The following is a 25,679-nucleotide window of genomic DNA, read 5'->3' as shown; positions in this document are numbered from 1 at the left end:
ATGCAGGAAGGCCTGTTTGATGAGGCCACCGGGTTCGAGCCCCTGGCCGCCCGGATGCGGCCGCTGACTCTGGACGATTACGTTGGCCAGGCCCACCTGGTGGGGCCGGGCAAGCCCCTGCGCCGGGCACTGGAACAGGGGCAACTGCACTCGATGATCCTGTGGGGGCCGCCGGGGGTTGGCAAGACCACGTTTGCCCGACTGCTGGCCAACGTGGGGGATCTGGCGTTTGAGACCGTGTCCGCGGTGCTCAGCGGCGTCAAGGACATCCGCGGCGCGGTTGACCGGGCCCATCATCGCAAGCGGGCCGAAGGCCGCGACACCCTGCTGTTCGTGGACGAAGTCCATCGCTTTAACAAGAGCCAGCAGGATGCGTTCCTGCCGCACATCGAAGACGGCACCTTCATCTTCGTCGGCGCCACCACCGAAAATCCCTCGTTTGAGCTGAACAGCGCACTGCTGTCCCGCACTCGGGTGTACGTGCTCAAGCACATCGAGGACGACGACCTGCGCCGCCTGCTGGTCCGGGCGGTCACGTCCGAGCGGGGGCTGAAGGGCGCGCTGGTGGTGCCGGGCCCGGTGATCGAGCTGATGGCCCGGGCCGCAGGGGGTGACGCCCGTCGCGCCTTGAACATTCTGGAAGTCGCCGCGGATCTGGCGGAGCCGGGTGAGGGCGGCCAGCCGACGGTGAACGAGGCCGTGCTGGAGCAGGTGCTCCAGACCAGCCTGCGGCGGTTCGACAAGGGCGGGGATGTTTTTTACGACCAGATATCCGCCCTGCACAAATCCGTTCGCGGGTCTGACCCGGACGGCGCGCTCTATTGGTTGTGCCGCATGCTGGACGGCGGCTGTGACCCGCTCTACGTGGCCCGTCGCTTGCTGCGCATCGCCAGTGAAGACATCGGCAACGCCGATCCCCGAGCCCTGCGCCTGGCCATGGACGCCTGGGACGCCCAGGAGCGACTGGGCTCGCCGGAAGGCGAGCTGGCGCTGGCCCAGGCCGCCACCTATCTGGCGCTCGCGCCGAAGAGTAACGCGGTTTACAAGGCGTTCAACCAGTGCATGGCGGACATCCGGCAGGACCCGGACTACGAGGTGCCGGTACATCTTCGCAATGCCCCCACCAAGCTGCTGAAGTCCATGGGACACGGCGCCGAATACCGCTACGCCCATGACGAACCGGACGCCTTTGCCGCCGGGGAAGCCTATCTGCCCGAAGCCATCCATCATCGGCGCTATTACCAGCCCGTCTCCCGGGGCCTGGAAATCCGCCTGGCGGAAAAGCGGGCCCGGTTGGATGAGCTCAACAACGCCAGCGATACCCGCCGCTACCCCTGAGGCCAGGCCTGCTCCCGCAATCCTAACGGGCCGTGCAGTGGCCAGCCGCGACTGTGCGGGTATAATGGCGGGCATTTCAACCCACTCGCAAACCGGAAACCAGGACTATCATGCTCGATCCCAAACTCGTCCGTACCCAGACGGAAGACGTGGCCCGCCGGCTGGCGGTCAAGCATTTCACCCTCGACGTTGCCGCGTTCGAATCCCTCGAACAGCGCCGCCGGGAGCTGCAGGTGCGCACCGAGACCCTCCAGAGCGAGCAGAACAAGCGGTCCAAGTCCATCGGCAAGGCCAAGGCCGCCGGTGAGGACATCCAGCCGCTGCTGGACGAGGTGGACAGCCTCAAGCGCCAGCGCGGCGAGGCGGAAGAGGCGCTCCGGGCCCTGCAGGACGAACTGAACCGGTTCCTGTCCGGCATTCCGAACCTTCCGGACGAAGGTGTACCGGAAGGGGAGAGCGAGGCGGACAACGTAGAGATCCGTCGCTGGGGCGATCCCACCCCCTTTGACTTTGAGCCCAAGGACCACGTGGACCTCGGCGAGACGCTGGGGGGGCTGGATTTTGAGACCGCCAGCCGTCTGGCCCATTCCCGGTTTGCGGTGATGCGTGGCCCGGTTGCCCGACTGCACCGGGCGCTCGCCCAGTTCATGCTGGACCTGCACACCGGTGAACACGGCTATCAGGAAGCCTACGTGCCGTATCTGGTGAATGCCCGGACGCTGTACGGTACCGGCCAGTTGCCGAAGTTTGAGGACGACCTGTTCCGGATGGACGGCGAGCAACCCCTGTACCTGATTCCGACCGCCGAAGTGCCGGCGACCAACCTGGTGGCGGACAGCATCCTCAACGCCGATGAGCTTCCGCTGAAACTGGTCTGCCATACGCCGTGTTTCCGCAGCGAGGCCGGCTCCTATGGCCGGGACACCCGGGGCATGATCCGTCAGCACCAGTTCGACAAAGTGGAACTGATTCACGTGGTGCGCCCGGAAGACTCCGAGGCGGCCCTGGAATCGCTCACCGGGCACGCCGAAACCGTGCTCCAGCGCCTGGGCCTGCCGTATCGCGTGGTGGCGCTCTGCGGCGGTGATATGGGCTTCTCGGCGGCGCGCACCTACGATCTGGAAGTCTGGCTGCCGGGCCAGAACGCCTATCGGGAAATTTCGTCCTGTTCCAACACCCGGGATTTTCAGGCACGGCGTATGCAAGCACGCTGGCGTAACCCGGAGACCGGTAAACCCGAGCCTGTGCACACGCTCAACGGTTCCGGACTTGCGGTCGGGCGCGCCCTGATCGCGGTGATGGAGAACTACCAGCAGGCGGACGGCAGTATCCGCGTTCCGGACGCACTGAAACCGTACATGGGAGGCATCGACAGGATCCAATGACCGAGCAACCGGCGGACGCACCAGGAGCGGGCATCGCGCACCGCCCTGCACCAGAACGGAACAGGACCAACCCGGTCACGCACAACCCCAACCGGTCCGCCGGGGCGGTCGCCCTGGTGGGCGCCGGCCCTGGCGATCCCGAGCTGTTGACCATTCGGGCCTGGCGCGCCATTCAGGGCGCCGATGTGGTGCTCTACGACCGCCTGGTCTCGTCAGAGATCCTCGATCTTATTCCCCCGCATGCCGAGCGAATTCACGTTGGCAAGCAGCGCTCCAACCACACCTTGCCCCAGGATCAGATCAACCAGCGCCTGGTCGAACTGGCCCTTGAGGGGCGCAGGGTAGTGCGCCTGAAAGGCGGTGACCCGTTTATCTTCGGCCGGGGCGGCGAGGAAATCGAAACCCTGGCGGAGGCGGGCGTGCGCTTCGAGGTGGTGCCCGGCATCACCGCTGCTTCCGGCTGTGCCGCCTACGCGGGTATTCCCCTGACACACCGGGATTACGCCCAGTCGGTGCGGTTTATTACCGGTCACCTGAAGAACGACACCTGCGATCTGCCCTGGTCGGATTTTGTTCAGAACAATCAGACCCTGGTGTTCTACATGGGCCTGGTGGGGCTGCCGATCATAGCCGCCAAACTGGTGGAGTACGGGATGAGTCCGGATATGCCGGTCGCGTTGGTATCCCGGGGCACCACGCCGGAGCAACAGGTGGTTATGGGAACGCTCTCGACGATTGTGGAACGGGTGGGGCAGGAAGAGGTTCGTCCGCCTACGCTGGTGATCATTGGCGAGGTGGTGGCTCTGCGGAACCGACTGGACTGGCTGGGCGACGCCGTCTGACGGCGCCGCCCCAACGATTTACCGAACGCGCTTCGGAAGCACATCCTTGAGTTTGGCTCGCATATCCCGGATGGCCTGCTCGGTGGTCGGCCAGTCGATGCAGGCGTCGGTGACGGACACGCCGTATTTCAGATCCGCCAGGTTCGCCGGAATCGACTGATTACCCCAGTTGATGTGGCTCTCGACCATCAGGCCCTGAATGGAGGTATTACCCTCAACAATCTGGTGCGTGATGTCCTGCATGACCAGCGGCTGTATGGCCGGATCCTTGCTGGAGTTGGCGTGGCTGCAGTCCACCATGATGGACTGGCGAAGGCCGGCTTTGTCCAGAGCCTGCTCGCACAGGGCCACACTCACCGAATCGTAGTTGGGCTTGCCGCCACCGCCGCGCAGGACCACATGGCCGTAGTTGTTGCCCCGGGTGCGCACAATGGCCACCTGGCCCTGCTGATCAATGCCCAGGAAACTGTGGGGGTGTGAGACCGACTTCATGGCGTTGACGGCGACGTCCAGGCTGCCGTCGGTGCCGTTCTTGAAGCCAATGGCCATGGACAGGCCACTGCTCATTTCCCGATGGGTCTGGGATTCGGTGGTGCGGGCGCCGATGGCGGACCAGGCGATGGTGTCCTGCAGGTACTGCGGCGAAATCGGGTCCAGCGCTTCGGTGGCGGCGGCCAGCCCCATCTCGTTAATGTCCAGGAGCAGGCGGCGGCCGATGTGCAGGCCCTGCTCGATGTCGAACGTGTCGTTCAGGTGCGGATCGTTGATCAGACCTTTCCAGCCGACGGTGGTGCGGGGCTTCTCGAAGTAGACGCGCATCACCAGAAGCAGCGTGTCGCTCACTTCGTCCGCGAGGGCTTTCAGGCGCCGGGCGTAATCGTGGGCGGCCTCGACGTCGTGGATGGAGCAGGGGCCCACCACCACAAACAGGCGATGGTCCTTGCCGTCCATGATGTCATAGATGGCCTGACGGTTGTTGGCGACGGTCTCTGCCGCCTTGTCTGACAGTGGCATTTCCTGCTTGAGGGCTTGCGGAGTGATGAGCGTTTCGACGCTGGCCACGTTCAGATCTTCTAGTTTCTTTCCCGACATGTTGTACTTTTTCCCCGGTTCTGATCGACTTGGTTATACTGCGCTAAACGCCCAGTCTTTTCAACGCTTCCAGCCTATGGGGAACGGATGTCAGACTCCCGAAAACACGCGCCGGACGGCCTTGCTGCGTCACCCATCGAGGCGCTGTTAAACGGCATCCGGGTGCCTGACCTGCCATACCCGCCCGGGGCTTTGGCGGCCGGTGCGGTCAGCGATTGGCGACCCTTGCTGTTGTCCTGCTGGTCTGAACAGCGCGACGAGCGGGTGACCCACGTGATCCGCTCGGTCAACCTCGATTGGTCGATCCGGCAGGTGAACGCCGCGTACCTGGCGGACCGCATCATGGATGTGTTCCTGGGCACCAGTGGCCTGCATCCGGAACTGAGCCGGCGCATTGCGCGCCTGCGGTTTTTCCTGGCCTGGCGCCTGGACGCGGCAGGCGGTGAGGCGCTGTCACCGGCCATCGTCCAGTGGCTGGACGGGCTCGGGGAATGGCGCGGTTGGAGCAACACCCGGGGTCGCTCCAACCGGGCCTTGCTGGACCAGCTCGACGGCCTGGTGTCGGTGGTGTCCGGCGCGTTTGATGGCAACACCGTGGCGCCGGTGCTTCAGTTCTGCGAAGACTGGCAGCAGGATGCCGCCAAGCGCGCAGCGCAGATCGATCGGCTTTCGCAGCGCCTGTTGGATACCGAGCAGGGCGCGGCCCGGCAACGTCAGGCCGACCAGGTTGCCAGGGCGCTGCTGGGACGGGCGCTTCAGGACCGCCACTTGCCGGAAACCGTGGTCAGGTTCCTGCGTGACGACTGGTACCGGCTGCTCAAGCAGGCGGTGTGGAGCGACGTCCAGGCGGGCGGCCCATCCGACGGCAACGATGGTCTCAAACACGGCCGGAAGCTGCTGGAATGGCTGGTTTGGGCCTGCGATCCGGCGCTCTCGGACGGCCAGCGGAACCGGCTGTATCAGGTGGGCGAGCAGTTGGGTGAACGGGTATCGGAAGTGTGGCAGCGGCTGATGCCCCAGCCCCTGACCGAAGGGGCCCTGGCCGACATCGAGCGGGCGCTCGTGGCGCGTTTGAGGGGCGAGGCATTACCGGTCGTCGACGCTTTGGCCACCCCGACACCGCTGGTTTGGGAGCCGGAATGGCTGAGTGCGACGCCGCCGGCACCGGACATCATCGACGCGGTGACCGGGAAGTGGTTTGTGTGGGGGGAGGGAGCGTCCGAAGAACGGCGCCGCCTGTCTGCCGTTCTGCCCGGTACCGCCGAAATCCTCTGGACCAATGGCGCCGGTGTCAAGCTTGGGCTGCAGGCCTGGGCTTCATTTGAAGACGAGCGGGCCAGTGGCGTCGCCCGTCCGCTGCCGGAGCTGACGCCGTTTGGGGTGGTTCTCGCCCGCACTGTGCAGGAACTGGCCCGGGTGTATGCCCGACAGAAAGCCCAGCGGGAGCGGGCCGCGGCCGAGGCCAGCGCCCGGGCCGAAGCCCTGCGCAGGCAGCAGGCGGAGGAAGCTGAGCGTCGCCGCCTGGAAGCGGAGGCCCGGGAAGCCGCCCTGGCCCGAGAGCGGGAAGCGGCCCGGCAGCAGCAACTGGCCGATGAAGCGGCGGAACAGGCGCGGTTGCTTCGGGAACAGACCTTGCTGGTGCAGGAGCAGGTGGCCAACATCAAATTGGGCGGGTGGATTGTGGTTCAGCAGGCACCGCCCCTGGAACCGCGCCGGTTGAAGCTGGCGGTGCGCATCAACGCGTCCAGGAAACTGGTGTTTGTGGATCGCCTGGGCCTGAACCGGCAGGAGTGGAAAGAAGACGAACTGGTGGCTGGCGTGCTGGAAGGCCGTATCCGGCTGCTGGGCAGCGGCGCTGAGTTCGACGACACGCTGACCCGGGTGGTGGGACGAATTCGGGTGGGACGCCACTGATCTCAGAGACGGATGACTGTATGAACAACAACGACTACCGGTTCGGAAGCGAAGACGACACCGGCGGGCTCCGGGACAGCCGGGCCGACTACCGTTTGACCGCGAAGGCCAGGGCCGTAATTGAACTGGAATCCGAAGATCCTGAAGGGGGGGCTGTCCCGGAGGATTCGCCACGCAAGCTCGCCGGCCGGGTGCGGGACCTGTCCGCCGGAGGGTGCTGCCTGTGGCTGCCGGAACCCGTGGCCATCAGCGCCTTGTTGCCCATGACCATCTGGCTCGGCTCGGACGTTCACAACGGCTTCCCGCTGACGGTGGAAGTGATCTGGTGCCGGCCATCGGAGAACGGCTTCCTGGTAGGCCTTCATGTGCTCGCCTCGGACGACACCGGCTACGTGGACTGGGTGGAGGCGGTCGGCCGGGCCATGTCCGGGGCATAAAAAAACCGGCGCTCAATGCGCCGGCTTTTCGCGGACTCTCTGCTGGCCCAGCAGCGTCCAGGGGCGGGGAGACTCAGTCCTCGAGTTCGCCCATGCCGGTGATGTTGAAGCCGGCATCCACGTACATGATTTCGCCGGTGACTCCGCTGGCCAGGTCCGAGCTCAGGAACGCGGCGGCGTTGCCCACTTCCTGAGTGGTCACGTTGCGGCGCAGGGGCGCTCGCTTGGCGTTCTCGGCCAGCATCTTGCGGAAGCTGGCGATTCCGGAGGCCGCCAGGGTCTTGATCGGACCGGCGGAAATGCCGTTAACCCGGATGCCTTCCTTGCCCAGGCTGGCGGCCATGTAGCGCACGTTGGCCTCCAGGGAAGCCTTGGCCAGGCCCATCACGTTGTAGTTCTGCAGCACCCGCTCGGCGCCCAGGTAGCTCAGGGTCAGCAGGGAGCTGCCCTCGTGCATCATCTTGCGGGCACCCTTGGCCAGGGCAACAAAGCTGTAGGAGCTGATGTCGTGGGCGGTGCGGAATCCGTCGCGGGTGGTCACGTCCACGTAGTTGCCGTTCAGCTCGTGGGCGGGCGCGAAGCCGACCGCGTGAATAATGATGTCGATGTGGTCCCAGTGCTTGTTCAGTTCCGCAAACGCGGCGTCGATCTGCTCATCGCTGGCCACGTCGCAGGGGAAAGTGAGCTTGCTGCCCCACTGCTCGGCAAACGTCTCCACCCGGGACTGAAGTTTTTCGTTCTGATAGGTGAACGCGAGTTCGGCGCCTTCGCGCGCGAATACCTCGGCAATGCCGTAGGCGATGGAATGTTTGCTGGCAACGCCAACGATCAGTGCTTTCTTGCCACTGAGCATGCCCATGGGTCAATCTCCCTGTATTCCTGATGTGTGCGGCATTATCCCCGAGCCCCGGGCCCGGAGTAACGGTCAATTGGTCGTAGTCGGCCCGGACGTGTCCTGATAAAACAGGGCCGCGCCCAGCAGTTCCCGGGTATACGCCTGTCGGGGGGCCCGGAATACCTCGACGGCGTCCCCATATTCCACCATCCGACCATGTTGAAGCACCAGCAGCCGGTGACTGAGTGCCCGAACCACGGCCAGGTCGTGGCTGATAAAGATATAGCTTAGACCATAGCGGGCCTGCAGCGATCGCAGGAGCTCAATCACCTGCTTCTGCACGGTCCGGTCCAGCGCCGAGGTGGGCTCGTCCAACACGATAACGTCAGGCTGCAGCACCAGGGCCCGGGCGATGGCGATGCGCTGGCGCTGGCCGCCGGAAAATTCGTGGGGATAGCGATGGCGGATAGCCGGATCCAGGCCGACATCCGACAACGCCTGAATCACCTGCTGCTCGTGGCCGTCCCGCTCGCCCGGCGCGTGAACATCCAGCCCCTCCCGGACAATCTCACCCACGGACATGCGCGGGCTCAGGCTGCCGAACGGGTCCTGAAACACCATCTGGAGTCGGCGCCGGTAAGGCCGGAATCGGGCCTGATTGAGCCCGGACAGCGTCTCGCCGCCCAGGGCAAAGTCTCCGGTACTGCCAATCAGTTTGAGCAAGGCGTGTCCAATGGTGGTTTTACCGCTGCCGCTCTCGCCCACAATGCCGAGCGTTTCGCCCCGCCCGAGGGTAAAGGAGACGTTCTGAACGGCGTGCACGTCCCGCAACACCTTGCCGAACAGGGACTTTTTCAGTGGAAACCGGACGTCCAGGCCCCGGACCTCCAGCAGCGGCTCGGGGGCCTGTGGCGCCGGCGGTGGGCTTTCGGGAGGCTCCGCATCCAGCAACTTGCGGGTGTAGGGATGTGCCGGCGACTGGAATAGCGTTTCGGTGCGGGCCTGTTCAACCACCTCGCCCTGTTCCATGACCACCACCCGGTCCGCGTAGCGCCGGACGATGCTCAGGTCATGGGTAATCAGCAGTACCGCCATGTTCAACCGCTGGCGCAGCTCCCCCAGCAGTTCCAGCACCTGCTTTTGCACGGTGACGTCCAGGGCCGTGGTGGGTTCATCGGCAATCAGCAGGTCCGGCTCGTTGGCGAGCGCCATGGCAATCATCACCCGCTGCTTCTGGCCGCCGGATAACTGGTGGGGATAGCTGCCAAGGCGGGACTCGGGGTCCGGGATGCCCACCAGAGTCAGCAGTTCCAGCGTTCGCGCCCGGGCCTGGGCCGGCCGCATGCCACGATGCACCGCCAGGATCTCGCCGATCTGACGCTCGATGGTGTGCAGCGGGTTCAGGGAGGTCATCGGTTCCTGGAAAATCATGCTGATGTCCTGGCCCCGCACCTGGCGAAGGCGCTTCTCCGGCACCGCCAGGAGGTCTTCGCCCCGGAACCGGATCTGCCCGCTGGGGTAACGGGCGTGCCGGGCGTCGAGTAACCGCAGGATGGATAGCGCTGACACGGATTTTCCGGAGCCGCTTTCGCCCACCAGCGCGACGGTCTCGCCGGTATCCACGCTGAAGGACACGGAGCGCACCACCGGGTCGGCGTCGTCAAAGGCGATGGACAGGTTGGATACGGTCAGCAGGTCAGTCATGTCAGTGCTTTCTCGGATCAAACGCGTCGCGGACGGCTTCGCCGACGAACACCAGGAGGGTCAGCAGCAGGGCCAGGGACACAAACGCCGACAGCCCCAGCCAGGGCGCCTGCAGGTTGGCCTTGCCCTGGGCGATCAGCTCGCCCAGGGACGGCGAGCCCGGGGGCAGGCCAAACCCCAGGAAATCCAGTGACGTCAGGCCGGTAATGGCGCCGGTCAGGATGAACGGCAGGAAGGTGAGGGTGGCCACCATGGCGTTGGGCAGAATGTGCCGGAACATGATCTGCCGGTTGCCCAGCCCCAGTGCCCGGGCCGCTTTCACGTACTCAAAGTTGCGCGCCCTCAGGAACTCGGCCCGCACCACGTCCACCAGCCCCATCCAACTGAACAGCACCATGATGCCCAGCAGCCACCAGAAATTGGGCTGAACAATGCTCGACAGGATGATCAACAGGTACAACACCGGCAGCCCGGACCAGATTTCGATAAACCGCTGGCCCAGCAAGTCCACTTTGCCGCCGTAGTAGCCCTGAAGGGCGCCGGCGGCAATGCCCACCACGCAGCTGATCAGGGTCAGGATCAGGCCGAACAGCACGGAAATGCGAAAGCCGTAGATCACCCGGGCCGCCACGTCCCGGCCCTGATCGTCAGTGCCGAGCCAGTTGACCGCGCTCGGTGGCGCCGGTGAGGGCACGTCCAGGTTGTAATTGATGGTGTCATAGCTGAACGGAATCGGCGGCCAGAGGATCCAGCCGTTACGCTCGATTTCCTCGCGGATGTACGGGTCCCGGTAGTCCGCTTCGGTGGGCAGGAAGCCGCCAAAGGTCTCCTCCGGAAGGGTCTGGACGACCGGGAAGTAAAGGTCACCCTTGTAGGACAGCATCAGCGGTTTGTCGTTGGCGATCAGTTCCGCGCACAGGGACAGGCCAAACAGCACCAGGAACACCCACAGCGACCAGTACCCCCGGCGGTTGGCGCGGAAATTCCTAAGACGGCGCTGCTGGATGGGGGACAGCTTCCAACCCATCAGGCCCCCTCCCGGCTGTCAAAGTCGATGCGCGGGTCCACCAGCACGTAGGTAACGTCGCTAACAAGCTTCAGCATCAATCCCATCAGGGTGAAAATGTAAAGGGTGCCAAAGACCACGGGGAAGTCACGGTTCAGAACCGATTCGAAGCCCAGCAGCCCCAGGCCGTCCAGGGAGAAGATGACTTCGATCAGCAGTGAGCCGGTAAAGAACAGGGCGACCAGTACCCCCGGCATGCTGGCAATGACAATCAGCATGGCGTTGCGGAACACGTGACCGTAGAGCACCCGGCGCTCGTCCAGGCCCTTGGCTCGGGCCGTGACCACATACTGCTTGCTGATTTCATCCAGGAACGAGTTCTTGGTGAGCAGGGTTAGTGTGGCAAAGCCGCCAATGACGTTGGCGGTCACCGGCAGCGCCAGGTGCCAGAAGTAGTCGCCGATTTTCTGGTACCAGGTCAGCTGCTCGAAATTGGGCGAGGTCAGGCCCCGGAGCGGGAACCAGTCCAGGTAGCTGCCGCCGGCGAACAACACAATCAGCAGCATGCCGAACAGAAAACCGGGGATGGCGTAACCGATGACAATGACCGAGCTGGTCCAGACATCAAACCGGGAGCCGTCATAGACCGCCTTGCGCACGCCCAGGGGAATGGAGACCAGGTAGATGATGAGGGTGGACCAGAGGCCGAGGGAGATGGACACCGGGAGTTTATCGACAATCAGCTCCGTGACGCTCTTGTCCCGGAAGAAGGAGTCGCCGAAATCGAAGGTGGCGTAGTCTTTGAGCATCATCAGGAAGCGTTCGGGAGCCGGCTTGTCGAAGCCATACATGGTGCGGATTTCGTCGAGTAGCCCTTCCGGCAGGCCGCGGGAGGCCCGGGTGTCGCCGGACCCGGTGGCCACTTCCGAGCCACCGCCACCGCCGGCGCGGGCCAGGGTGTTGCCGCCGTGGCCCTCAATTTGCGCGATCATCTGCTCAACCGGTCCGCCGGGGGCGGCCTGCACGATCAGGAAGTTCAGCAGCATGATCCCGACCAGGGTCGGGATGATCAGGGCGAGGCGACGGAGGATGTATACCCCCATCAGGGTTCAATCCACCAGTCGTTCAGGTCGATGCCGTTCTTGGGTGTGATCTCCGGCCGGTGCAGTTTGCGCCAGTAGGCGACCCGGTCCCGGGTCAGGTGCCACTGGGGAATCACGTAGTAGCCGTACAGGAGCACCCGGTCAAGAGCGTGCACCCGGGTCTCCAGGGCCTCCCGGTCCGGTGCCTGAATGACCTTGTCCACCAGCGCGTCCACCACCGGACTGCTCACGCCCATATAATTGCGGGAGCCAGTGACGTTGGCGGTGGCCGACGACCAGTATTCCCGCTGCTCGTTGCCCGGCGAATCCGATTGGGGAATGGTCTGCACAATCATGTCGAAGTCAAAATCCCGCACCCGGCGGATGTACTGGCTGGTGTCCACCAGGCGCACGTTCACATCAATGCCCAGACGCGCCAGGGTGTTCTTGAAGGGCAGCACCACCCGCTCGAAGCTTTGCTGGAACAGCAGGATCTCAAACGCCAGCGGCTGGCCGGTGGCCTGGTTGACCATCTTGCCATCTTTGATCTGGTAGCCGGCGGACCTCAACAGTTCCAGTGCGGTGCGCAGATTGCCCCGCAGGCCGTCCTTACCGTCGGTAGTGGGCGGCTCGTAGGGCGTGGAGAACAGCGCCGGTGGCAGCTGGTCGCGGTAGGGCGCCAACAGCGCCAGTTCCTGGTCGGAGGGCGTGCCGCTCGAGGCCAGGTCGCTGTTCTCGAAATAGCTGTCCGTGCGGGTGTACTGGCCGTAGAACAGGTTCTTGTTCGCCCATTCAAAATCAAAGGCGTAAGCGAGCGCGCGGCGAACCTTCGGATCGCTGAAGACAGCGCGACGGGTGTTGTAGGCGAACCCCTGCATGCCGGCGGGGCGCTCCTGCTCAATGGCTTCCTTGACCACAGAGCCGTTCTCGAACATCGGACCGGTGTAGGCGGTGGCCCAGTTCTTCGCGGAGGCCTCCAGACGGAAATCGAAGTTGCCGGCCTTGAACGCTTCCAGGGCGACGGTGTCGTCGCTGTAGTAGTCGTAGCGGATCCGGTCCACGTTGAACCGACCCTTGCGAACGCCCAGGTCTTTCGCCCAGTAGTCCTTGACCCGCTCGAAGGTAATGGAGCGGCCGGCTTCGAAATCGGCGATGCGGTAAGGACCACTGCCCACGGGGGGCGTCAGGCTGTTATCGCCAAAGTCGCGGTCTTTCCAGTAATGCTTGGGCAGCACCGGGAGCTGGCCGACGATCAGGGGAAGCTCCCGGTTGGTGGTGCCCCGGAAATCGAACCGAACCCGGTGCGGGTTCTCAACCACCACGTCTTTTACGTCCGCGTAGTAGTTCCGGTAGAACGGATGGCCTTTGGTGACCAGCGTGTCGAAGGTGAACTTCACGTCCTCGGCGGTGATCGGCTGGCCGTCCTGGAAGCGGGCTTCCGGGCGCAGGTTGAACACCACGTAGCTGCGATCGTCGGGCACCTCGACAGACTCGGCGATCAAACCGTACTCGGAAAACGGCTCATCGGCCGATGCTTCGAGCAGCGTGTCGTACAGGTAGCTGCCTACGCCGGCGGCGGATACGCCCTTGACGTCAAACGGGTTGAACGAATCGTAGCCGTTGGCCACCACAGACAACCGCAGGGTGCCGCCCTTGGGAGCCTCCGGATTCACGTAGTCGAAGTGGTCAAACCCCCTGGGGTACTTCAGGTCCCCATACATGGAAAGGCCGTGTTGATGCGTCAGGTTTGCTTCGGAGGCGGGGGCGCCAGCGGCGCTGGCGGACAGCGTCATCAGGCCGGCCAGGGCAGTCAGGCCGACGCGGAACCACAGGGCAAGTCGGGGACGTGTCATAGGTGTTGTTACGGACTGTTACGAATGTCGACGTAGAGTACCAGACTTTGCCCGGGTTGCAGATAACGGGCGGTATTCAGGTCGTTCCAGCTTGCGATGTCGCTCACGTTTACCGAAAACCGGCTGGCAATCGCCGCGAGCGAGTCGCCCTTTCGGACCCGATAGCCCACCTTGCGGATCATCGCCTTGCCCCGAAGGCTGTTGGCGGCCAGCACCGTCCCGCCTTTGGGAGAGTCGGACCAGATCACCAGTTTCTTGCCCGGGAACAGGGGGTCCCCGGGCGCCATGCCGTTCCAGGCGGCGAGCTGACGGACCGTCACGCCGTGATCCCGGGCAATGTCCCAGAAGGTGTCGCCCTGACGCACCGTGTAGCCCAGTTTGTAGCCCTGGCGTTTGCGATCCTGGGTGCGAGCCAGGCGTTGGGCGGCGCTCAGGGAATAGGCGTCAGCGCCACGGGTGGCGGAGGGAATCAGCAGCTGTTGGCCGACGATGATCAGATCGGAGTTCAGCTTGTTGACGCGCTCGATCACGTTCGGGGTGGTTTTGAACCGTTTGGCAATGGTGTTCAGGCTATCGCCGGAACGGACCTTGTAATTTTTCCAGGATACCCGCTGGCTCTTGGGGAACGACGCCAGGGCCTGCTGGAAGGCCGCTGCCCGTTGTTTGGGCACCAACAGGCGGTGCGGTCCGTCCGGGTTGGTGGCCCACCGGTTGTAAGACGGGTTCAGCAGGTAGATCTCTTCGATATCAACGCCGGCCAGTTTTGCCGCCTGGGCCAGATCCAGCTGGGAGCCGGTGTTAACCACTTCGAAATAGGGTTCGTTCTTCAGGGCGGGTAGCGTGATGCCGAAGGCTTCCGGGTCGTCAAAGATCTTCGCCAGGGCGATCAGCTTGGGCACGTACTGGCGGGTTTCTGGCGGCAGGCTCAGTGACCAGAAGTCCGTAGGCCGACCGGCGTTCTGGTTGCTGCGTATGGCGCTGGAAACGGTGCCACCGCCACTGTTGTACGCCGCCAGGGCAAGCAGGTAGTTGCCGTCGAAGCGCTCGGTCAGCCGCTCCAGGTAGGTCAACGCCGCCTGTGTCGCGTTGATGATGTCGCGCCGGTCGTCGTGCCACCAGCTCTGGGTCAGGCCGTAGTATTTGCCGGTGGAGGGGATGAACTGCCACAGGCCCGCAGCGCGGCCGTGGGAGTAAGCGAACGGATCAAAGGCACTTTCCACCACAGGAAGCAGGGCAAACTCTGAGGGTAGGCCGCGTTTGTCGGTTTCCGACAGGATGTAATACAGGTAGCGGCTGCCCCGGTCGACCACCCGGCGCATGTACTTCGGGTGTTTGGCGTACCAGGCCAACTGTTCGCGGACCGCTTCGTTGTCCACGGAGTGATCCAGCGCAAACCCGGCGCGCAGGTGCTGCCAGAGATCGTCGTCGGTGGCCGCTTCCGCGTTTTTGGTGCCACCTTCTTCCAATCGTTCCCGGGCTTCACGGGCCTCGGCCTGAAGCTCTGGTGCAATGGCGTCGTCCAGGCGACCGTCACTGGCTTCCTCCGCGGATTCGTCGTTCTGGACCGCATCCTTCAGAGACTCGTCGCCTGTGGCAACGGTGGCACGATTGGAGTCGACGGGGTCGCCGTTCTGGGAAAACAGGGTGGTGCAACCTGTGGACAGGGAACTGACGAGCAACAGGCAGGCTAAACGATTCGCCGACATACACATTTCCGGGAGGTGACTTAAAACCGCAACGATTCTATGTAAGCGGGCTTTTCAGGGTCAAGAAACCGCTCGTTACGGTGACGCAACAGATTGTGACCCCGAGGGCGTGGTGCCGCCGGTTTCAGCCCCGGAAATGGTCCTTTCCGTGGCGGATGGCGGCGAAGACGGCGTCGTCGGAATCCGCGGGCAATCCCTCACTGAGCGCATAGCGGCGCGCGGCGCTGACCACCATCGGGTCGTCCCAGCGCAGGAAGGGATTGAGGGATTTTTCGTCGCCCAGTGTCGATGGCACTGTGGGAGCATTCCGGCCCCGGGCGTCCCGGCATCGGGCTTCGAAGGCGGCGAGATCGTCGTCATCCGGGAGCAGGTGCCGGGCGTAGGCGAGATTGGCCAGGGTGTACTCGTGGGCGCAGTAGACCTGAGTCTGATCCGGCAGCGCCCGCAGGGATTGCAGGGACTGGCGCATTTGGGCGGGCGTTCCCTCGAACAGTCGGCCACAGCCGCACACGAACAGGGTATCGCCACAGAACAGTGCCGGAGTGGCCCCGGCACCGCTCTCGCAGAAATAGGCGATGTGGTCCAGGGTATGCCCGGGTACGCCCAGTACCCGGAAGGTCATGGGGCCCCAGCCGAAGGTGTCACCAGCAGTGACCGTCTCCGTGCTGCCGCTGAACGGCGAATCCGCCGGGCCAATGATCCGGACACCGGGGAACGCCTTGATCAGTTCCTTGATGCCGCCAACATGGTCCGGGTGGTGATGGGTCACCAGAATGGTGTCCAGCGTAAGCCGCTGCTGGTGCAGGTGGTCGAGCACCGGAGCAGCCTGGCCCGGATCGACAATCAGTGCCTGGCCGGCGTCGGCCACGCACCAGATATAGTTGTCGCTCAGGGCTGGAATCTCGGAAATGCTGGGCATGGCTGCTCCTCTCGCTCGCTGTGTGTTCGCGGATGTCGCCTGCTATGATAATGGATTACACTCAGCGCCCCAACCGGACACCCGGTTCCGGCCAGCAACGCCCAGATACCGGTCAGGCAGCCCATGAACGACAGATCACCGTTGGACGACGCCGGCACGCTCGACTACCGGGAACGCCACGACAGTTTCGAACGCTGGTTCCAGACGCCCCTTGGCCGGGCGTTGCTGGCGGATCAGCGGCGCTTCTGCGATCTGGAGCTGGGCGAAATGGCCGGTGCCCGACAGCTCCAGGTGGGCGTCAGTCACCGTCTTCCGCTGGCAACCGGTACCGATTTCGCCCAGAGAATCATCACCACGCCCCGCTGGTTTTCCCACATGCCCGACGGCGTGGTGGTCTGCGATTCCGACGAACTGCCGCTACCGTCCGACGCCATGGACCTGGTGATCCTTCACCACAGCGCGGATTTTTCCGTGTCGCCGCACCAGGTGCTTCGGGAGGCGGCACGGGTACTCCGGGGCGAGGGCACGATATTACTGCTGGGGTTTAACCCGGTCAGCCTCTGGGGTGCGCGCCGTCTGATCTCCCGGGCCCACGAAGGCCCCTGGGGTGGCCGCTTTCTGAGCCGTGGCCGGATGGAAGACTGGCTGCGTTTGCTCGGATTCGCCGTAGAGGGGTCAGTGACCCGTTTTCTGCGCCTGCCACTGCAGCGCAGCGGGCGCCGTCCCGACCGGCGGCTGGACGTACGACTGTCCGACAGCCGTTTGATGCCGTTGGGCGCCTACTATGGCATCCTCGCCAAAAAGCGGGTGTATGGCCGCTTGCCCCGGCGTCCCGTGTGGCGCCCCAGCAAAGTCATCGCGTTACCGGGCACGGGCTCTGTCGGCCTGTCACGGCAACTGCAAACGACTCATCGAACCACCAACGATCCTGACCTTGGGAGCACGAATGCCCGGAAACGTCACCCTGTACACTGATGGCGCCTGCAAAGGCAACCCTGGCCGCGGCGGCTGGGGCGTTGTCCTGCGCTACGGTGATGCCGTCAAGACCCTGCACGGCGGAGAAGCCAATACCACCAATAACCGGATGGAGCTGATGGCGGCCATTCAGGGGCTGAAGGCGCTCAAGCGGGCCTGCGAGGTTGATCTATACACCGATTCGCAATACGTGCGAAAGGGCATCACGGAATGGATGAAAGGGTGGAAGCGCAACGGCTGGAAAACGTCGGCGAAAAAGCCGGTCAAGAATGAGGACCTGTGGCGGGCGCTGGATGACGAGGCCGCCCGGCACACCATCAAGTGGCACTGGGTAAAAGGCCACGCCGGCATTCCGGACAACGAGTTGGCCGATGCGCTGGCAAACCGTGGCGTGGACGAACTGACAGAGGCGTGAGATGAGACAGATCGTACTGGATACCGAAACCACGGGCATCGACCCGAACGACGGCCACCGTATTATTGAGATAGGCTGCGTCGAGGTGATTGAACGGTCCCTGACCGGACGCAACTACCACGTCTATATCAATCCCCAGCGGGAAGTGGAGGCGGAGGCCATCTCTGTTCACGGCATCACCAACGAATTCCTGGCGGACAAGCCGGTGTTCGCGGACATCGCCGACGAGTTTTTTGAATTCATCAGGGGCGCCGAACTGGTCATCCACAACGCGGCCTTTGACGTGGGTTTCATGGACGCTGAGTTCGGCCGCCTGAAGCCGGTTCGCAAAACCGCGGACCACTGTGGCATCGTCGACAGCCTGGCCATTGCCCGGGCCAAACACCCGGGCCAGAAGAACAACCTGGACGCGCTGTGCAAACGCTACGGCGTGGACAACAGCAATCGGGAGCTGCACGGCGCGCTGTTGGACGCGGAAATCCTGGCGGACGTCTACCTGCTGATGACGGGTGGCCAGACCGCGCTGTCCCTGGACGCTGGATTTTCGAACGGGGGCGGTGGCACCGGCGTTCGCCGCTTGGACGGTAACCGTCCCGCACTGGCGGTTGTGCGCGCGTCCGACGACGAGGCGGACGCCCACGAAACCTTCCTGGACCTGCTGGACAAACAGGCTGGCAAAAGCCTTTGGAGAAAGTGGCAATCCGCGGAGTGAGAACCCGTTTACGTTGTACCTTTTGTTACAGACGGGCTTTGTTGAGGCGCGTGAAATTTGTGTTATAAGTAATGATAAGTTCGCCATTTTTCTCTGCGAATCACACACAGGAAGCGTATATGGTTCAATCGTCATTGGCGACGAAATCGCAGTCGTTTGATCTGGTCAGGGGTGAAATTGAACAGACCATCAAACAGGCACAAGCCAGCCTCGAGCGCTTTCAGGAGAATCGCGAGAGTGGTGAAGACCTTCAGAACTGTGTCGACTACCTCAATCAGTTGAGGGGTATCTTTATTCTGGTGGAGCTGCGGGGCGGGACGTTGCTGTGCCAGGAAGCCGTGGCCATGGCCAACGACGTGCCGGTCGGGGCCAATGACGACAAGAATATTCTGCTGACCACCCTCAACGGCGCGCTGTTTATCCTCCGCCGTTATGTTGAGTATTACCACCGGGAACGCGCCGACCATCCTGAGCTGCTGTTGCCGGTGATCAATGACCTGCGGGAAGCCCGTAAGGAAAAGCCGTACCCCGAATCCCGGTTCTTTGAGGTAGACGTTCGCGAACGCCCGGATTTCTGTGCCGGCGCCCAGTTGGCGCCGTTTGACGGCGACGCCGATGACTACGATGTGCTCGCCCGACGCATGCGACTGATGTTCCAGATTGCGTTGCTGGGCGTTCTGCGCGAGCGTAATGATCCTGTCAATAAACGCCTGCTTGGACGTGCTGCCCGAGGCTTTGCCCGCCTGTGCCGCGAGGCGCCCATGGCGCAGATGTGGTGTTTGCTGGCGGTGGTGGCCGACACCATGCTCGACCGGGCGATGATCTTTACCAAATCCCGCAAGCGGCTGCTGATGCGGATCGAGCGCTACGCCCGGGAAGTGGTCTACGTGGGCAAAGTGGCGACCGCCAAGGACGCGCCCGATTCCCTGATTCGCGATCTTCTTTACCTGCTGTACCGCAGCGGCTCGGCCAATCCGGAAGTCACCCGCGTGCTGTCCGCGTTCCATGTCGCGCCCGCCCAGTTTCCGGACGCCATGCTTGAGGCCCACGCCCGGCGCCTTTACGGCCCAGGCGTGGACGTCCTCAAGCCGCTTTCCGATGCGTTGCAGGACGAGTTGAATCAGCTCAAGGACAAGCTCGACATCATTGAACGGGGCATCGAGCCGGACCTGGCGGAGCTGTCATCCATCGCGACCGCACTGGAGCGTCTGGCGAGCATTCTGGTGATGCTGGACCTGAACAAACTGTCCGCCGTTGCCCGGGAAGAAGCGGGCCGGCTGCGGGCGTGGGAAAGCGATAAGCGGTTGCCCGACGATGAGGAATTGTACCGGCTGGCCGATTCGGTGCTCGGGGTTGAAGACGCGGTAATGCAGATTGTCACCCGGGGCATTACCTCCGAAACCGACGCTTTGGCTAACAGCCAGCACCACCGGGAAGAGTCGGTGTACCTGCGCGAGGCGCTGATTGTGGTGGCGGACGAGGCGAGGGCGGCGCTGACCCTGGCCAAGCGGGCAATCACCGCGTTCGTCGAATCGGATTACGACAAACTCCACCTGGCCAACCTGCCGGTCACCCTGCACAGCATCTGGGGCGGGCTCCAGATGATCAACGATCCGTCGGCCGCCGACGTGCTCGAGCGAGTGGCTGCCTCCATTCAGGAGCGCCTGCTGGACGCCCGGGAAGCACCGTCCGGGCAAGTGCTTGAGGCGCTGGCGGACGGTTTGACGTCCCTGGAGTATTACATCGAAAGTATTGGTCAGCGGGAGGAGCGCAACGTCGACTTGCTCAAGCTGGCGGAATCCTCCCTGGCGGACGTGGGCCTTTAAGCCATGTCCTCCTCGATGGCCACCGTGGTGCTCATCGGCGTTGGTGTGGTGCTGGTGGTGGCCAGCCTGCTGTTCTTCCTTCGCCCACGCTGGTTGTTGGGCTGGCTCAAGGGCATGGCGGTATTCGCCGTGCTCCTGCTCGGGCTCTATGCGTTAACCCTCGGCATCACCCTGACCCGCTATGACGCCCTCGAGGGTATGCAGACCGTAGCGCGAATCGGTACCGTTCAGGCTGGGCCGCAGCGCTGGCGGGTAACGGTGGAAACCGAGAGCGGGGCGCCCGTTCAGGCCATGATCCTGGGTGATCAGTGGCAGATGGACGCGCGGATTCTGAGGCTGGCGGGGCCGCTTCGATGGCTGGGGCTGGCGCCAGGCTATCAGTTGGAGCGCCTCAGCGGCCGTTATACCTCCCTGGAGCAGGAGCGAAACGCCCCCCGCTCGGTGATTGGTTTGTCCGAGGCCTCCTGGCCGGACCTCTGGGCGCTGGATCGCACGTTCAATCTGCCTTTCATAGAGGGTGTTTACGGCAACGCCACCTTCATGCCGATGGGCGACGGCGCCCAGTTTGATGTTCGGCTGTCCTCCAGCGGGCTGGTTGCGGTGCCCACCAACGACCAGGCCCGGCAGGCGGTGGCTCGCTGGGGGCAGTAACGTCCACCCATAAAAAAACCTGCCCGGAGGCAGGTTTTTTTAACACCAGCACGATCAACCGATGCTGAACAGTTCGCCCAGCTTGGTCGCCAGCATCATGTCCCCTTCGGCGCGCAGTTGCCCAGCCATAAACGCCTGCATGCCATCGGTCTCGCCGGACACGATACCCTGCAGCGTTTCGGAATTCATGATCAGGGTGACGGAGGGATCGTCATGGGCGCCTTCGTGCAGTTTGCAGGTGCCGTCCTTGATGACCAGGTGGTAGGTCTTGTCGTCTTCGATGTCGAACTGGAACACCAGATCCATGCCCTGGGCGGCATCTGCGTTGAAGTTCTGTTCGAATTTTTCAAATACCTGAGCTACCGACATTGGTTTACCCTTTCGAATGGTTGTCTTGTCATGGCAACGGCTTGCGGTCCGTGGCGTTGTGAGCCTGTACTCCGGCACCCGGGCTAGCCGCCCTCGCCATCCGACTTTATGGTGAGCATCCAGGTGTGTCAAGCTTGATCGAACGCTTGTTTTAATTTTTGCCCTTGCTTATCAGGCCTGACCCGGTAAGTTACACTCTGATCAACTGTTTACCGGGAGTGCACACCTTGGAATTTCTGACCGAATACGGCCTGTTCCTGGCCAAAATCGTGACGTTTGTGGTTGCCGTCATCGTCGTGGTGTCCGTCATCCTCTCAGCGGCAAAACGAGATCGCCCGGAAGGTGAGGGCGAGCTTCGGGTCCAGAAGCTGAACGACACCTACCGCAAGCTCAAGGAATCCATCCAGGCCCGGCTGATGGACGACACCGAGCGCAAGGCGTTCCAGAAAGCCCGGAAGAAAGTTCAGAAAGCCGAGAAGAAGCAGAAGAAAGCGGCGGCCAGCGGCAACGAGGCGGCAGAGGCTGCCACGTCCCGGGTGTACGTGATCGATTTCGACGGTGACATCAAGGCCAGCGATACCGACCAGCTCCGGCGTTCGGTCTCCGCTGTCCTGAGCGTGGCCGATCCGGCCAACGACGAGGTGGTCATTCGCCTGGAGAGCGGGGGCGGACTGGTACACGCGTACGGTCTGGCCGCCGCTCAGCTGGACCGAATCCGCAGCAAAGGCCTCAAGCTGACCGCCTGTGTGGACAAGGTTGCGGCCAGTGGCGGCTATATGATGGCCTGCGTGGCGGACCAGATCGTGGCCTCACCGTTCGCGGTACTGGGGTCCATTGGCGTGGTGGCGCAGCTGCCGAATTTTCACCGGCTGCTCAAGAAGAACGACGTTGATTTCGAGGTGCTCACTGCGGGCGAGCACAAGCGGACCCTGACGGTATTTGGTGAAAATACCGAGAAGGGCCGCCAGAAATTCCTTCAGGATCTTGAGGACACTCATGGCCTGTTCAAAGACTACGTGAGCGAGCGCCGGCCCCAGGTTGACATCGCCAGCGTCGCAAACGGGGACATCTGGTTTGGCCGCCGGGCCCTCGATGTGAAGCTGATCGACCGGATCCAGACCTCCGACGAATATCTCATTGAAGCCTGCGAGCGCGCCGACGTAGTGTCGGTGTCATTCCAGCGGCGCCGGACCTTGCCCGAGCGTCTTGGGCTGGCGGTCAGCAGCGCGCTCGAACATACCGCCTGGCGGGTACTCGGTGCTCTGCGCAATCGGAACCTGCACTGATCAAAACAACAATGGCACCGGCGTCACTCTGAACCCAGACTGCCGTCGGCCGCTCAAAGGGGAGACGATAATGACAGCACAGACTTTCAGCGCCTGGCGCGTCGAAGAGAACGACGGGGAGTATCAGGGCCGTGAGCAGACCCTGAGCACCGACGCCCTACCGCCGGGCGAGGTCCTTATCCGCGTTCGCTATTCGTCACTGAACTATAAAGATGCGCTTTCCGCCTCCGGCAACAAAGGCGTAACCCGTCAGTTCCCTCACACCCCGGGCATTGACGCCGCCGGTGAGGTGGTCGAATCGTCCACCGGCGCGCCGGCCGTTGGCAGCCCGGTCATCGTCACCGGCTACGATCTGGGGATGAACACGGACGGTGGTTTTGGCGAATACATCCGGGTGCCGTCGGCCTGGTGCGTGCCTCTGCCCGAAGGCTGGTCTGACCGCACCGCCATGGTGTATGGCACCGCTGGGCTGACCGCCGGCCTGTGCGTGAGCAAACTGCTCAGAATGGGCGCTCAGCCTGAGCAGGGCCCGGTGGCGGTGACAGGGGCGACCGGCGCGGTGGGCAGCGTTGCGGTGGAACTCCTGTCCCACCTGGGGTTCAAAGTCATTGCCATCAGCGGCAAGGCGGACCAGACCGATGCGTTGAAAGCACTGGGAGCCCGGGATGTCGTGGGTCGCGAGACGCTCGCGGAAGAGAAAAGACCGTTACTGAAGCCGGCTTTTGCCAACGCCATCGACACCGTCGGCGGCGCGCCGCTCGCCGAGCTGCTCAAACAGATTCGTCCGGGGGGCTCCGTGGCCATCTGCGGGTTGGTCGCAGGCCCTCAGCTTCCCACGACTGTGTTGCCCTTTATTCTGCGGGGCGTGAACCTGCTGGGCGTGGATTCTGTGGAGATTCCGCTGTCGGACAAAATCGCCATCTGGGAGAAGTTCGCCGGCGAGTGGCGATGCGAAAAGACCGAGAATGCCGCGCGTGAAATTGCCCGGGGCGACCTGGATAGGGCCCTCAAGGCGTTCCTCAAGGGCGAGTCAACTGGAAAGATTGTGCTGAACCACGCCCTCTGAGGGGCGTGGTGTGCCTCAGGACGCGAGGCGGCGGCGGAACATCGGAACGTCAGTGTCCGTTGCCGCCTGGTAGGCCAGGGAAAAGAAGTTCAGGCACTGGCCGACCTTGGTGATGTCCTTGTCGGCCCGCAGCACGTAGGCGTCAAACCCACAGCGCTTCATGAACTGGAGTTGGTCCAGCAGGACGTCACCAACGGCCCGCAACTCGTTGCGGTACCCGTAACGCTCCCTCAGCAGCCGGGCGGTGCTGTAGCCCCGGCCATCGCTGAACTTCGGGAAGTTCACCGCAATCACCGGCAGTTCGTTTACATGGGCAGCGAGCTGCTCGGGCTCCTGGTCGCTGTCGAACCAGACGCCAATGTCCTTCCGGCCGGCGTAATGCTCGTAACCAGCCACCCACAGGTCCACCGGAATCAGCGCGGGCTGATTGGTCGGCAGGTCGAGGGATTCGCCGTCGTCCGGGCGGGGTACGACAACCCACTGGTCCTGGCGAATGCTGCCATCCGGTGCGATCACATTAGGCATAAACCCGCTCCTTGAAAGGATCCATTCCGATGCGCTGGTAGGTGTCGAGGAACGTCTCTTCCTCCGTCCGGCGCTCTACGTATACGTCGATGATCTTGGCGATCACTTCAGGCATGTCCTCCTGGGCAAAGGAGGGCCCCAGGATTTTGCCGATGCTGGCGTTGTGGTGGGATTCGCCTCCGAGGCTGACCTGATAGAACTCGGCGCCTTTCTTGTCGACGCCCAGCACCCCGATGTTACCCACATGGTGGTGGCCGCACGCGTTCATGCACCCGGAAATGTTCAGGTCGATCTTGCCCAGATCGTAGACGTAGTCCAGATCGTCAAACCGGCGCTGAATGGCCTCCGCCACCGGGATCGACTTGGCGTTGGCCAGGGAGCAATAGTCACCACCCGGGCAGCAGATAATGTCGGTCAGGGTGTTGAGGTTGGCGGTGGCAAAGCCCAGGGGCTGGATGCGCTGCCACAGTTCAAACAGGCGGTCCTGGCGCACATCGCCCAGCACCACGTTCTGCTCGTGGGTCACCCGCACTTCGCCGACGCTGTACTCATCGGCCAGGTCCGCCATTTGCTCAAGCTGGAAATCGCTGACGTCGCCGGTCGGAACACCGGTCTTCTTCAGGGACAGGGTCACGATGGCGTAGCCCGGCTTCTTGTGGCGGTCGACGTTGTGGGTCATCCACCGGTCGAATTCCCGGTGTTCAAACCGGTGCTGCGCCAGCGCCTCGGTGGCGTCGGGCAGGGCCTCGTACTCCGGCTCGGTGAAGTAGGCCTGAAAATAGCTGACCGCTTCCCGCGTCAGCCGGGTGGGGGAGTCCTTGATGTGGGCCCACTCGGCTTCCACTTTCTCGGCAAACCCTTCCGGCGTGAGCGCCTTCACCAGAATCTTGATTCGAGCTTTGAATTTGTTGTCCCGCCGGCCATAGCGGTTGTACACGCGCACGATGGCTTCAAGGTACGTCAGCAGATCCAGCTCCGGCAGGAAGTCCCGGATCACGGGTCCGACCATGGGCGTACGGCCCAGGCCACCGCCCACGTGCACCCGGAAGCCCAGCTCGCCGGCGTCGTTGCGCAGCATCTGCAGGCCGATGTCGTGCACCTGGATAGCGGCGCGGTCGGTGTGCTCGGAGGCGTTTACCGCAATCTTGAACTTCCGGGGCAGGAAGGCGAACTCCGGATGGAAGGTGGACCATTGCCGGATGATCTCGCAGTACGGGCGCGGATCGGCGATTTCGTCCTCCTGAACGCCGGAGAACGGATCGGTGGTGGTGTTACGGATGCAGTTGCCGCTGGTCTGGTTGGCGTGCATTTCCACCTCGGCCAGCTCGGCGAGGATATCGGGCACGTCTTCCAGGCGCGGCCAGTTCAGCTGGATGTTGGTCCGGGTGGTGAAGTGCGCATAGCCCTTGTCGTAGTCGCGGGTAATGCGGGCCAGCCGGCGCAACTGGTCGGAACGCAGCATGCCGTAGGGCACGCAGATGCGCAGCATGGGAGCAAAGCGCTGAATGTACAGACCGTTCTGGAGCCGCAGGGGCAGGAACTCGTCTTCGGAAAGTTCGCCGGCCAGGGCGCGTTCGGTCTGGTCCCGGAACTGGGCAACCCGTTCCTGGGCGAGCTGTCGGTCGTGTTCGTCGTAAACGTACATAATTCAGGCGTTCCCGCAGGGTGCATATATCAGAGCGGCAGGATAACACCGGGTTTTTATTTCCAAAATGATTATTTCTAAATATGTTTATCGATT

At 63.2% G+C, this 25,679-nt stretch carries 22 protein-coding genes and 1 pseudogene; 12 read left to right on the top strand and 11 right to left on the bottom strand.

Annotated elements, in window-relative coordinates:
- From V3388_RS05735 to cobA, 3 genes and pseudogenes are all read left to right on the top strand, one after another.
- A complete protein-coding gene (locus V3388_RS05735; RefSeq protein WP_336366585.1) occupies positions 1-1,338 on the top strand; it encodes a replication-associated recombination protein A in 1,338 nt (445 codons plus the stop codon).
- A 110-nt stretch (positions 1,339-1,448) separates the two neighbouring features.
- The gene (gene serS / locus V3388_RS05730) at positions 1,449-2,723 is read left to right on the top strand and encodes a serine--tRNA ligase (RefSeq protein WP_336366584.1); all 1,275 of its coding nucleotides are present in this window, start codon (positions 1,449-1,451) and stop codon (positions 2,721-2,723) included.
- Between the two features lie 53 nt (positions 2,724-2,776).
- Positions 2,777-3,565: pseudogene (gene cobA, locus V3388_RS05725) on the top strand (uroporphyrinogen-III C-methyltransferase); the annotation flags it as partial.
- Between the two features lie 18 nt (positions 3,566-3,583).
- On the opposite strand, the gene V3388_RS05720 reads toward cobA, so the two are convergent.
- The gene (locus tag V3388_RS05720; protein ID WP_336366583.1) at positions 3,584-4,657 is read right to left on the bottom strand and encodes a 3-deoxy-7-phosphoheptulonate synthase; all 1,074 of its coding nucleotides are present in this window, start codon (positions 4,655-4,657) and stop codon (positions 3,584-3,586) included.
- An 87-nt stretch (positions 4,658-4,744) separates the two neighbouring features.
- Here V3388_RS05720 and V3388_RS05715 point away from each other — a divergent pair, with 87 nt between their 5' ends.
- The gene (locus tag V3388_RS05715; RefSeq protein ID WP_336366582.1) at positions 4,745-6,571 is read left to right on the top strand and encodes a DUF1631 family protein; all 1,827 of its coding nucleotides are present in this window, start codon (positions 4,745-4,747) and stop codon (positions 6,569-6,571) included.
- Between the two features lie 20 nt (positions 6,572-6,591).
- Positions 6,592-7,008 carry a PilZ domain-containing protein gene (locus V3388_RS05710; protein WP_336366581.1) on the top strand — a complete coding sequence of 139 codons (417 nt, stop codon included), beginning with the start codon at positions 6,592-6,594 and terminating at the stop codon, positions 7,006-7,008.
- 73 nt (positions 7,009-7,081) lie between these two features.
- Here V3388_RS05710 and V3388_RS05705 read toward each other — a convergent pair whose 3' ends face one another.
- The 7 genes from V3388_RS05705 to gloB all read right to left on the bottom strand — a co-directional run bounded on the left by V3388_RS05705 (position 7,082) and on the right by gloB (position 16,113).
- The gene (locus V3388_RS05705) at positions 7,082-7,867 is read right to left on the bottom strand and encodes an enoyl-ACP reductase FabI (RefSeq protein ID WP_336366580.1); all 786 of its coding nucleotides are present in this window, start codon (positions 7,865-7,867) and stop codon (positions 7,082-7,084) included.
- A gap of 66 nt (positions 7,868-7,933) precedes the next feature.
- Complete coding sequence (locus V3388_RS05700) at positions 7,934-9,547, bottom strand: ABC transporter ATP-binding protein (protein ID WP_336366579.1); 1,614 nt, start codon at positions 9,545-9,547, stop codon at positions 7,934-7,936.
- A 1-nt stretch (position 9,548) separates the two neighbouring features.
- Positions 9,549-10,574, bottom strand: coding sequence for an ABC transporter permease (locus tag V3388_RS05695; protein ID WP_336366578.1), 1,026 nt, complete (start codon positions 10,572-10,574; stop codon positions 9,549-9,551).
- Positions 10,574-11,656: a microcin C ABC transporter permease YejB gene (locus V3388_RS05690; RefSeq protein WP_336366577.1), complete on the bottom strand. Its 1,083-nt coding sequence runs from the start codon at positions 11,654-11,656 to the stop codon at positions 10,574-10,576. Before V3388_RS05690 ends, V3388_RS05695 begins: the two co-directional genes overlap by 1 nt.
- The gene (locus V3388_RS05685) at positions 11,656-13,488 is read right to left on the bottom strand and encodes an extracellular solute-binding protein (protein ID WP_336366576.1); all 1,833 of its coding nucleotides are present in this window, start codon (positions 13,486-13,488) and stop codon (positions 11,656-11,658) included. Before V3388_RS05685 ends, V3388_RS05690 begins: the two co-directional genes overlap by 1 nt.
- 8 nt (positions 13,489-13,496) lie before the next feature.
- Positions 13,497-15,194: a lytic transglycosylase gene (locus V3388_RS05680; RefSeq protein WP_336366575.1), complete on the bottom strand. Its 1,698-nt coding sequence runs from the start codon at positions 15,192-15,194 to the stop codon at positions 13,497-13,499.
- Between the two features lie 124 nt (positions 15,195-15,318).
- Positions 15,319-16,113 carry a hydroxyacylglutathione hydrolase gene (gene gloB, locus V3388_RS05675; protein ID WP_336366574.1) on the bottom strand — a complete coding sequence of 265 codons (795 nt, stop codon included), beginning with the start codon at positions 16,111-16,113 and terminating at the stop codon, positions 15,319-15,321.
- Positions 16,114-16,236: 123 nt separating this feature from the next.
- On the opposite strand from gloB, the gene V3388_RS05670 reads away from it, so the two are divergent.
- From V3388_RS05670 to V3388_RS05650, 5 genes are all read left to right on the top strand, one after another.
- Positions 16,237-17,088 carry a class I SAM-dependent methyltransferase gene (locus V3388_RS05670; RefSeq protein ID WP_336366573.1) on the top strand — a complete coding sequence of 284 codons (852 nt, stop codon included), beginning with the start codon at positions 16,237-16,239 and terminating at the stop codon, positions 17,086-17,088.
- A complete protein-coding gene (gene rnhA / locus V3388_RS05665) occupies positions 17,060-17,503 on the top strand; it encodes a ribonuclease HI (protein ID WP_336366572.1) in 444 nt (147 codons plus the stop codon). Before V3388_RS05670 ends, rnhA begins: the two co-directional genes overlap by 29 nt.
- A 1-nt stretch (position 17,504) precedes the next feature.
- Positions 17,505-18,215, top strand: coding sequence for a DNA polymerase III subunit epsilon (gene dnaQ / locus V3388_RS05660; protein ID WP_336366571.1), 711 nt, complete (start codon positions 17,505-17,507; stop codon positions 18,213-18,215).
- A 119-nt stretch (positions 18,216-18,334) separates the two neighbouring features.
- The gene (locus V3388_RS05655) at positions 18,335-20,041 is read left to right on the top strand and encodes a chemotaxis protein (RefSeq protein ID WP_336366570.1); all 1,707 of its coding nucleotides are present in this window, start codon (positions 18,335-18,337) and stop codon (positions 20,039-20,041) included.
- A 3-nt stretch (positions 20,042-20,044) separates the two neighbouring features.
- Complete coding sequence (locus V3388_RS05650) at positions 20,045-20,692, top strand: multidrug transporter (RefSeq protein WP_336366569.1); 648 nt, start codon at positions 20,045-20,047, stop codon at positions 20,690-20,692.
- Positions 20,693-20,746: 54 nt separating this feature from the next.
- Here the strand turns inward: V3388_RS05650 and V3388_RS05645 are convergent, their stop codons facing one another.
- Positions 20,747-21,061, bottom strand: coding sequence for an SCP2 sterol-binding domain-containing protein (locus V3388_RS05645; RefSeq protein WP_336366568.1), 315 nt, complete (start codon positions 21,059-21,061; stop codon positions 20,747-20,749).
- A 227-nt stretch (positions 21,062-21,288) separates the two neighbouring features.
- On the opposite strand from V3388_RS05645, the gene sohB reads away from it, so the two are divergent.
- Positions 21,289-22,347, top strand: coding sequence for a protease SohB (sohB, locus tag V3388_RS05640; protein ID WP_336366567.1), 1,059 nt, complete (start codon positions 21,289-21,291; stop codon positions 22,345-22,347).
- 70 nt (positions 22,348-22,417) lie between these two features.
- Entirely contained in the window at positions 22,418-23,413 is a 996-nt protein-coding gene (locus tag V3388_RS05635) for a YhdH/YhfP family quinone oxidoreductase (RefSeq protein ID WP_336366566.1), read from the top strand.
- A 15-nt stretch (positions 23,414-23,428) separates the two neighbouring features.
- Here the strand turns inward: V3388_RS05635 and V3388_RS05630 are convergent, their stop codons facing one another.
- Positions 23,429-23,938: a DUF934 domain-containing protein gene (locus V3388_RS05630; protein ID WP_336366565.1), complete on the bottom strand. Its 510-nt coding sequence runs from the start codon at positions 23,936-23,938 to the stop codon at positions 23,429-23,431.
- Positions 23,931-25,583 carry a nitrite/sulfite reductase gene (locus V3388_RS05625; RefSeq protein WP_336366564.1) on the bottom strand — a complete coding sequence of 551 codons (1,653 nt, stop codon included), beginning with the start codon at positions 25,581-25,583 and terminating at the stop codon, positions 23,931-23,933. The genes V3388_RS05630 and V3388_RS05625 overlap by 8 nt, the downstream gene beginning before the upstream one ends.
- Positions 25,584-25,679 lie beyond the last annotated feature (96 nt).

The organism is Marinobacter sp. C2H3 (genome assembly GCF_037080155.1).
GTDB lineage: Bacteria > Pseudomonadota > Gammaproteobacteria > Pseudomonadales > Oleiphilaceae > Marinobacter.
This window is presented reverse-complemented; position numbering and strand designations above follow the sequence as displayed.

Excerpts from the sequence above, each read along its gene's own strand:
- V3388_RS05735 (WP_336366585.1), top strand. The coding sequence starts at position 1 with ATGCAGGAAGGCCTGTTTGATGAGGCCACCGGGTTCGAGCCCCTGGCC.
- serS (WP_336366584.1), top strand. The coding sequence starts at position 1,449 with ATGCTCGATCCCAAACTCGTCCGTACCCAGACGGAAGACGTGGCCCGC.
- V3388_RS05720 (WP_336366583.1), bottom strand. The coding sequence starts at position 4,657 with ATGTCGGGAAAGAAACTAGAAGATCTGAACGTGGCCAGCGTCGAAACG.
- V3388_RS05715 (WP_336366582.1), top strand. The coding sequence starts at position 4,745 with ATGTCAGACTCCCGAAAACACGCGCCGGACGGCCTTGCTGCGTCACCC.
- V3388_RS05710 (WP_336366581.1), top strand. The coding sequence starts at position 6,592 with ATGAACAACAACGACTACCGGTTCGGAAGCGAAGACGACACCGGCGGG.
- V3388_RS05705 (WP_336366580.1), bottom strand. The coding sequence starts at position 7,867 with ATGGGCATGCTCAGTGGCAAGAAAGCACTGATCGTTGGCGTTGCCAGC.
- V3388_RS05700 (WP_336366579.1), bottom strand. The coding sequence starts at position 9,547 with ATGACTGACCTGCTGACCGTATCCAACCTGTCCATCGCCTTTGACGAC.
- V3388_RS05695 (WP_336366578.1), bottom strand. The coding sequence starts at position 10,574 with ATGGGTTGGAAGCTGTCCCCCATCCAGCAGCGCCGTCTTAGGAATTTC.
- V3388_RS05690 (WP_336366577.1), bottom strand. The coding sequence starts at position 11,656 with ATGGGGGTATACATCCTCCGTCGCCTCGCCCTGATCATCCCGACCCTG.
- V3388_RS05685 (WP_336366576.1), bottom strand. The coding sequence starts at position 13,488 with ATGACACGTCCCCGACTTGCCCTGTGGTTCCGCGTCGGCCTGACTGCC.
- V3388_RS05680 (WP_336366575.1), bottom strand. The coding sequence starts at position 15,194 with ATGTCGGCGAATCGTTTAGCCTGCCTGTTGCTCGTCAGTTCCCTGTCC.
- gloB (WP_336366574.1), bottom strand. The coding sequence starts at position 16,113 with ATGCCCAGCATTTCCGAGATTCCAGCCCTGAGCGACAACTATATCTGG.
- V3388_RS05670 (WP_336366573.1), top strand. The coding sequence starts at position 16,237 with ATGAACGACAGATCACCGTTGGACGACGCCGGCACGCTCGACTACCGG.
- rnhA (WP_336366572.1), top strand. The coding sequence starts at position 17,060 with ATGCCCGGAAACGTCACCCTGTACACTGATGGCGCCTGCAAAGGCAAC.
- dnaQ (WP_336366571.1), top strand. The coding sequence starts at position 17,505 with ATGAGACAGATCGTACTGGATACCGAAACCACGGGCATCGACCCGAAC.
- V3388_RS05655 (WP_336366570.1), top strand. The coding sequence starts at position 18,335 with ATGGTTCAATCGTCATTGGCGACGAAATCGCAGTCGTTTGATCTGGTC.
- V3388_RS05650 (WP_336366569.1), top strand. The coding sequence starts at position 20,045 with ATGTCCTCCTCGATGGCCACCGTGGTGCTCATCGGCGTTGGTGTGGTG.
- V3388_RS05645 (WP_336366568.1), bottom strand. The coding sequence starts at position 21,061 with ATGTCGGTAGCTCAGGTATTTGAAAAATTCGAACAGAACTTCAACGCA.
- V3388_RS05635 (WP_336366566.1), top strand. The coding sequence starts at position 22,418 with ATGACAGCACAGACTTTCAGCGCCTGGCGCGTCGAAGAGAACGACGGG.
- V3388_RS05630 (WP_336366565.1), bottom strand. The coding sequence starts at position 23,938 with ATGCCTAATGTGATCGCACCGGATGGCAGCATTCGCCAGGACCAGTGG.
- V3388_RS05625 (WP_336366564.1), bottom strand. The coding sequence starts at position 25,583 with ATGTACGTTTACGACGAACACGACCGACAGCTCGCCCAGGAACGGGTT.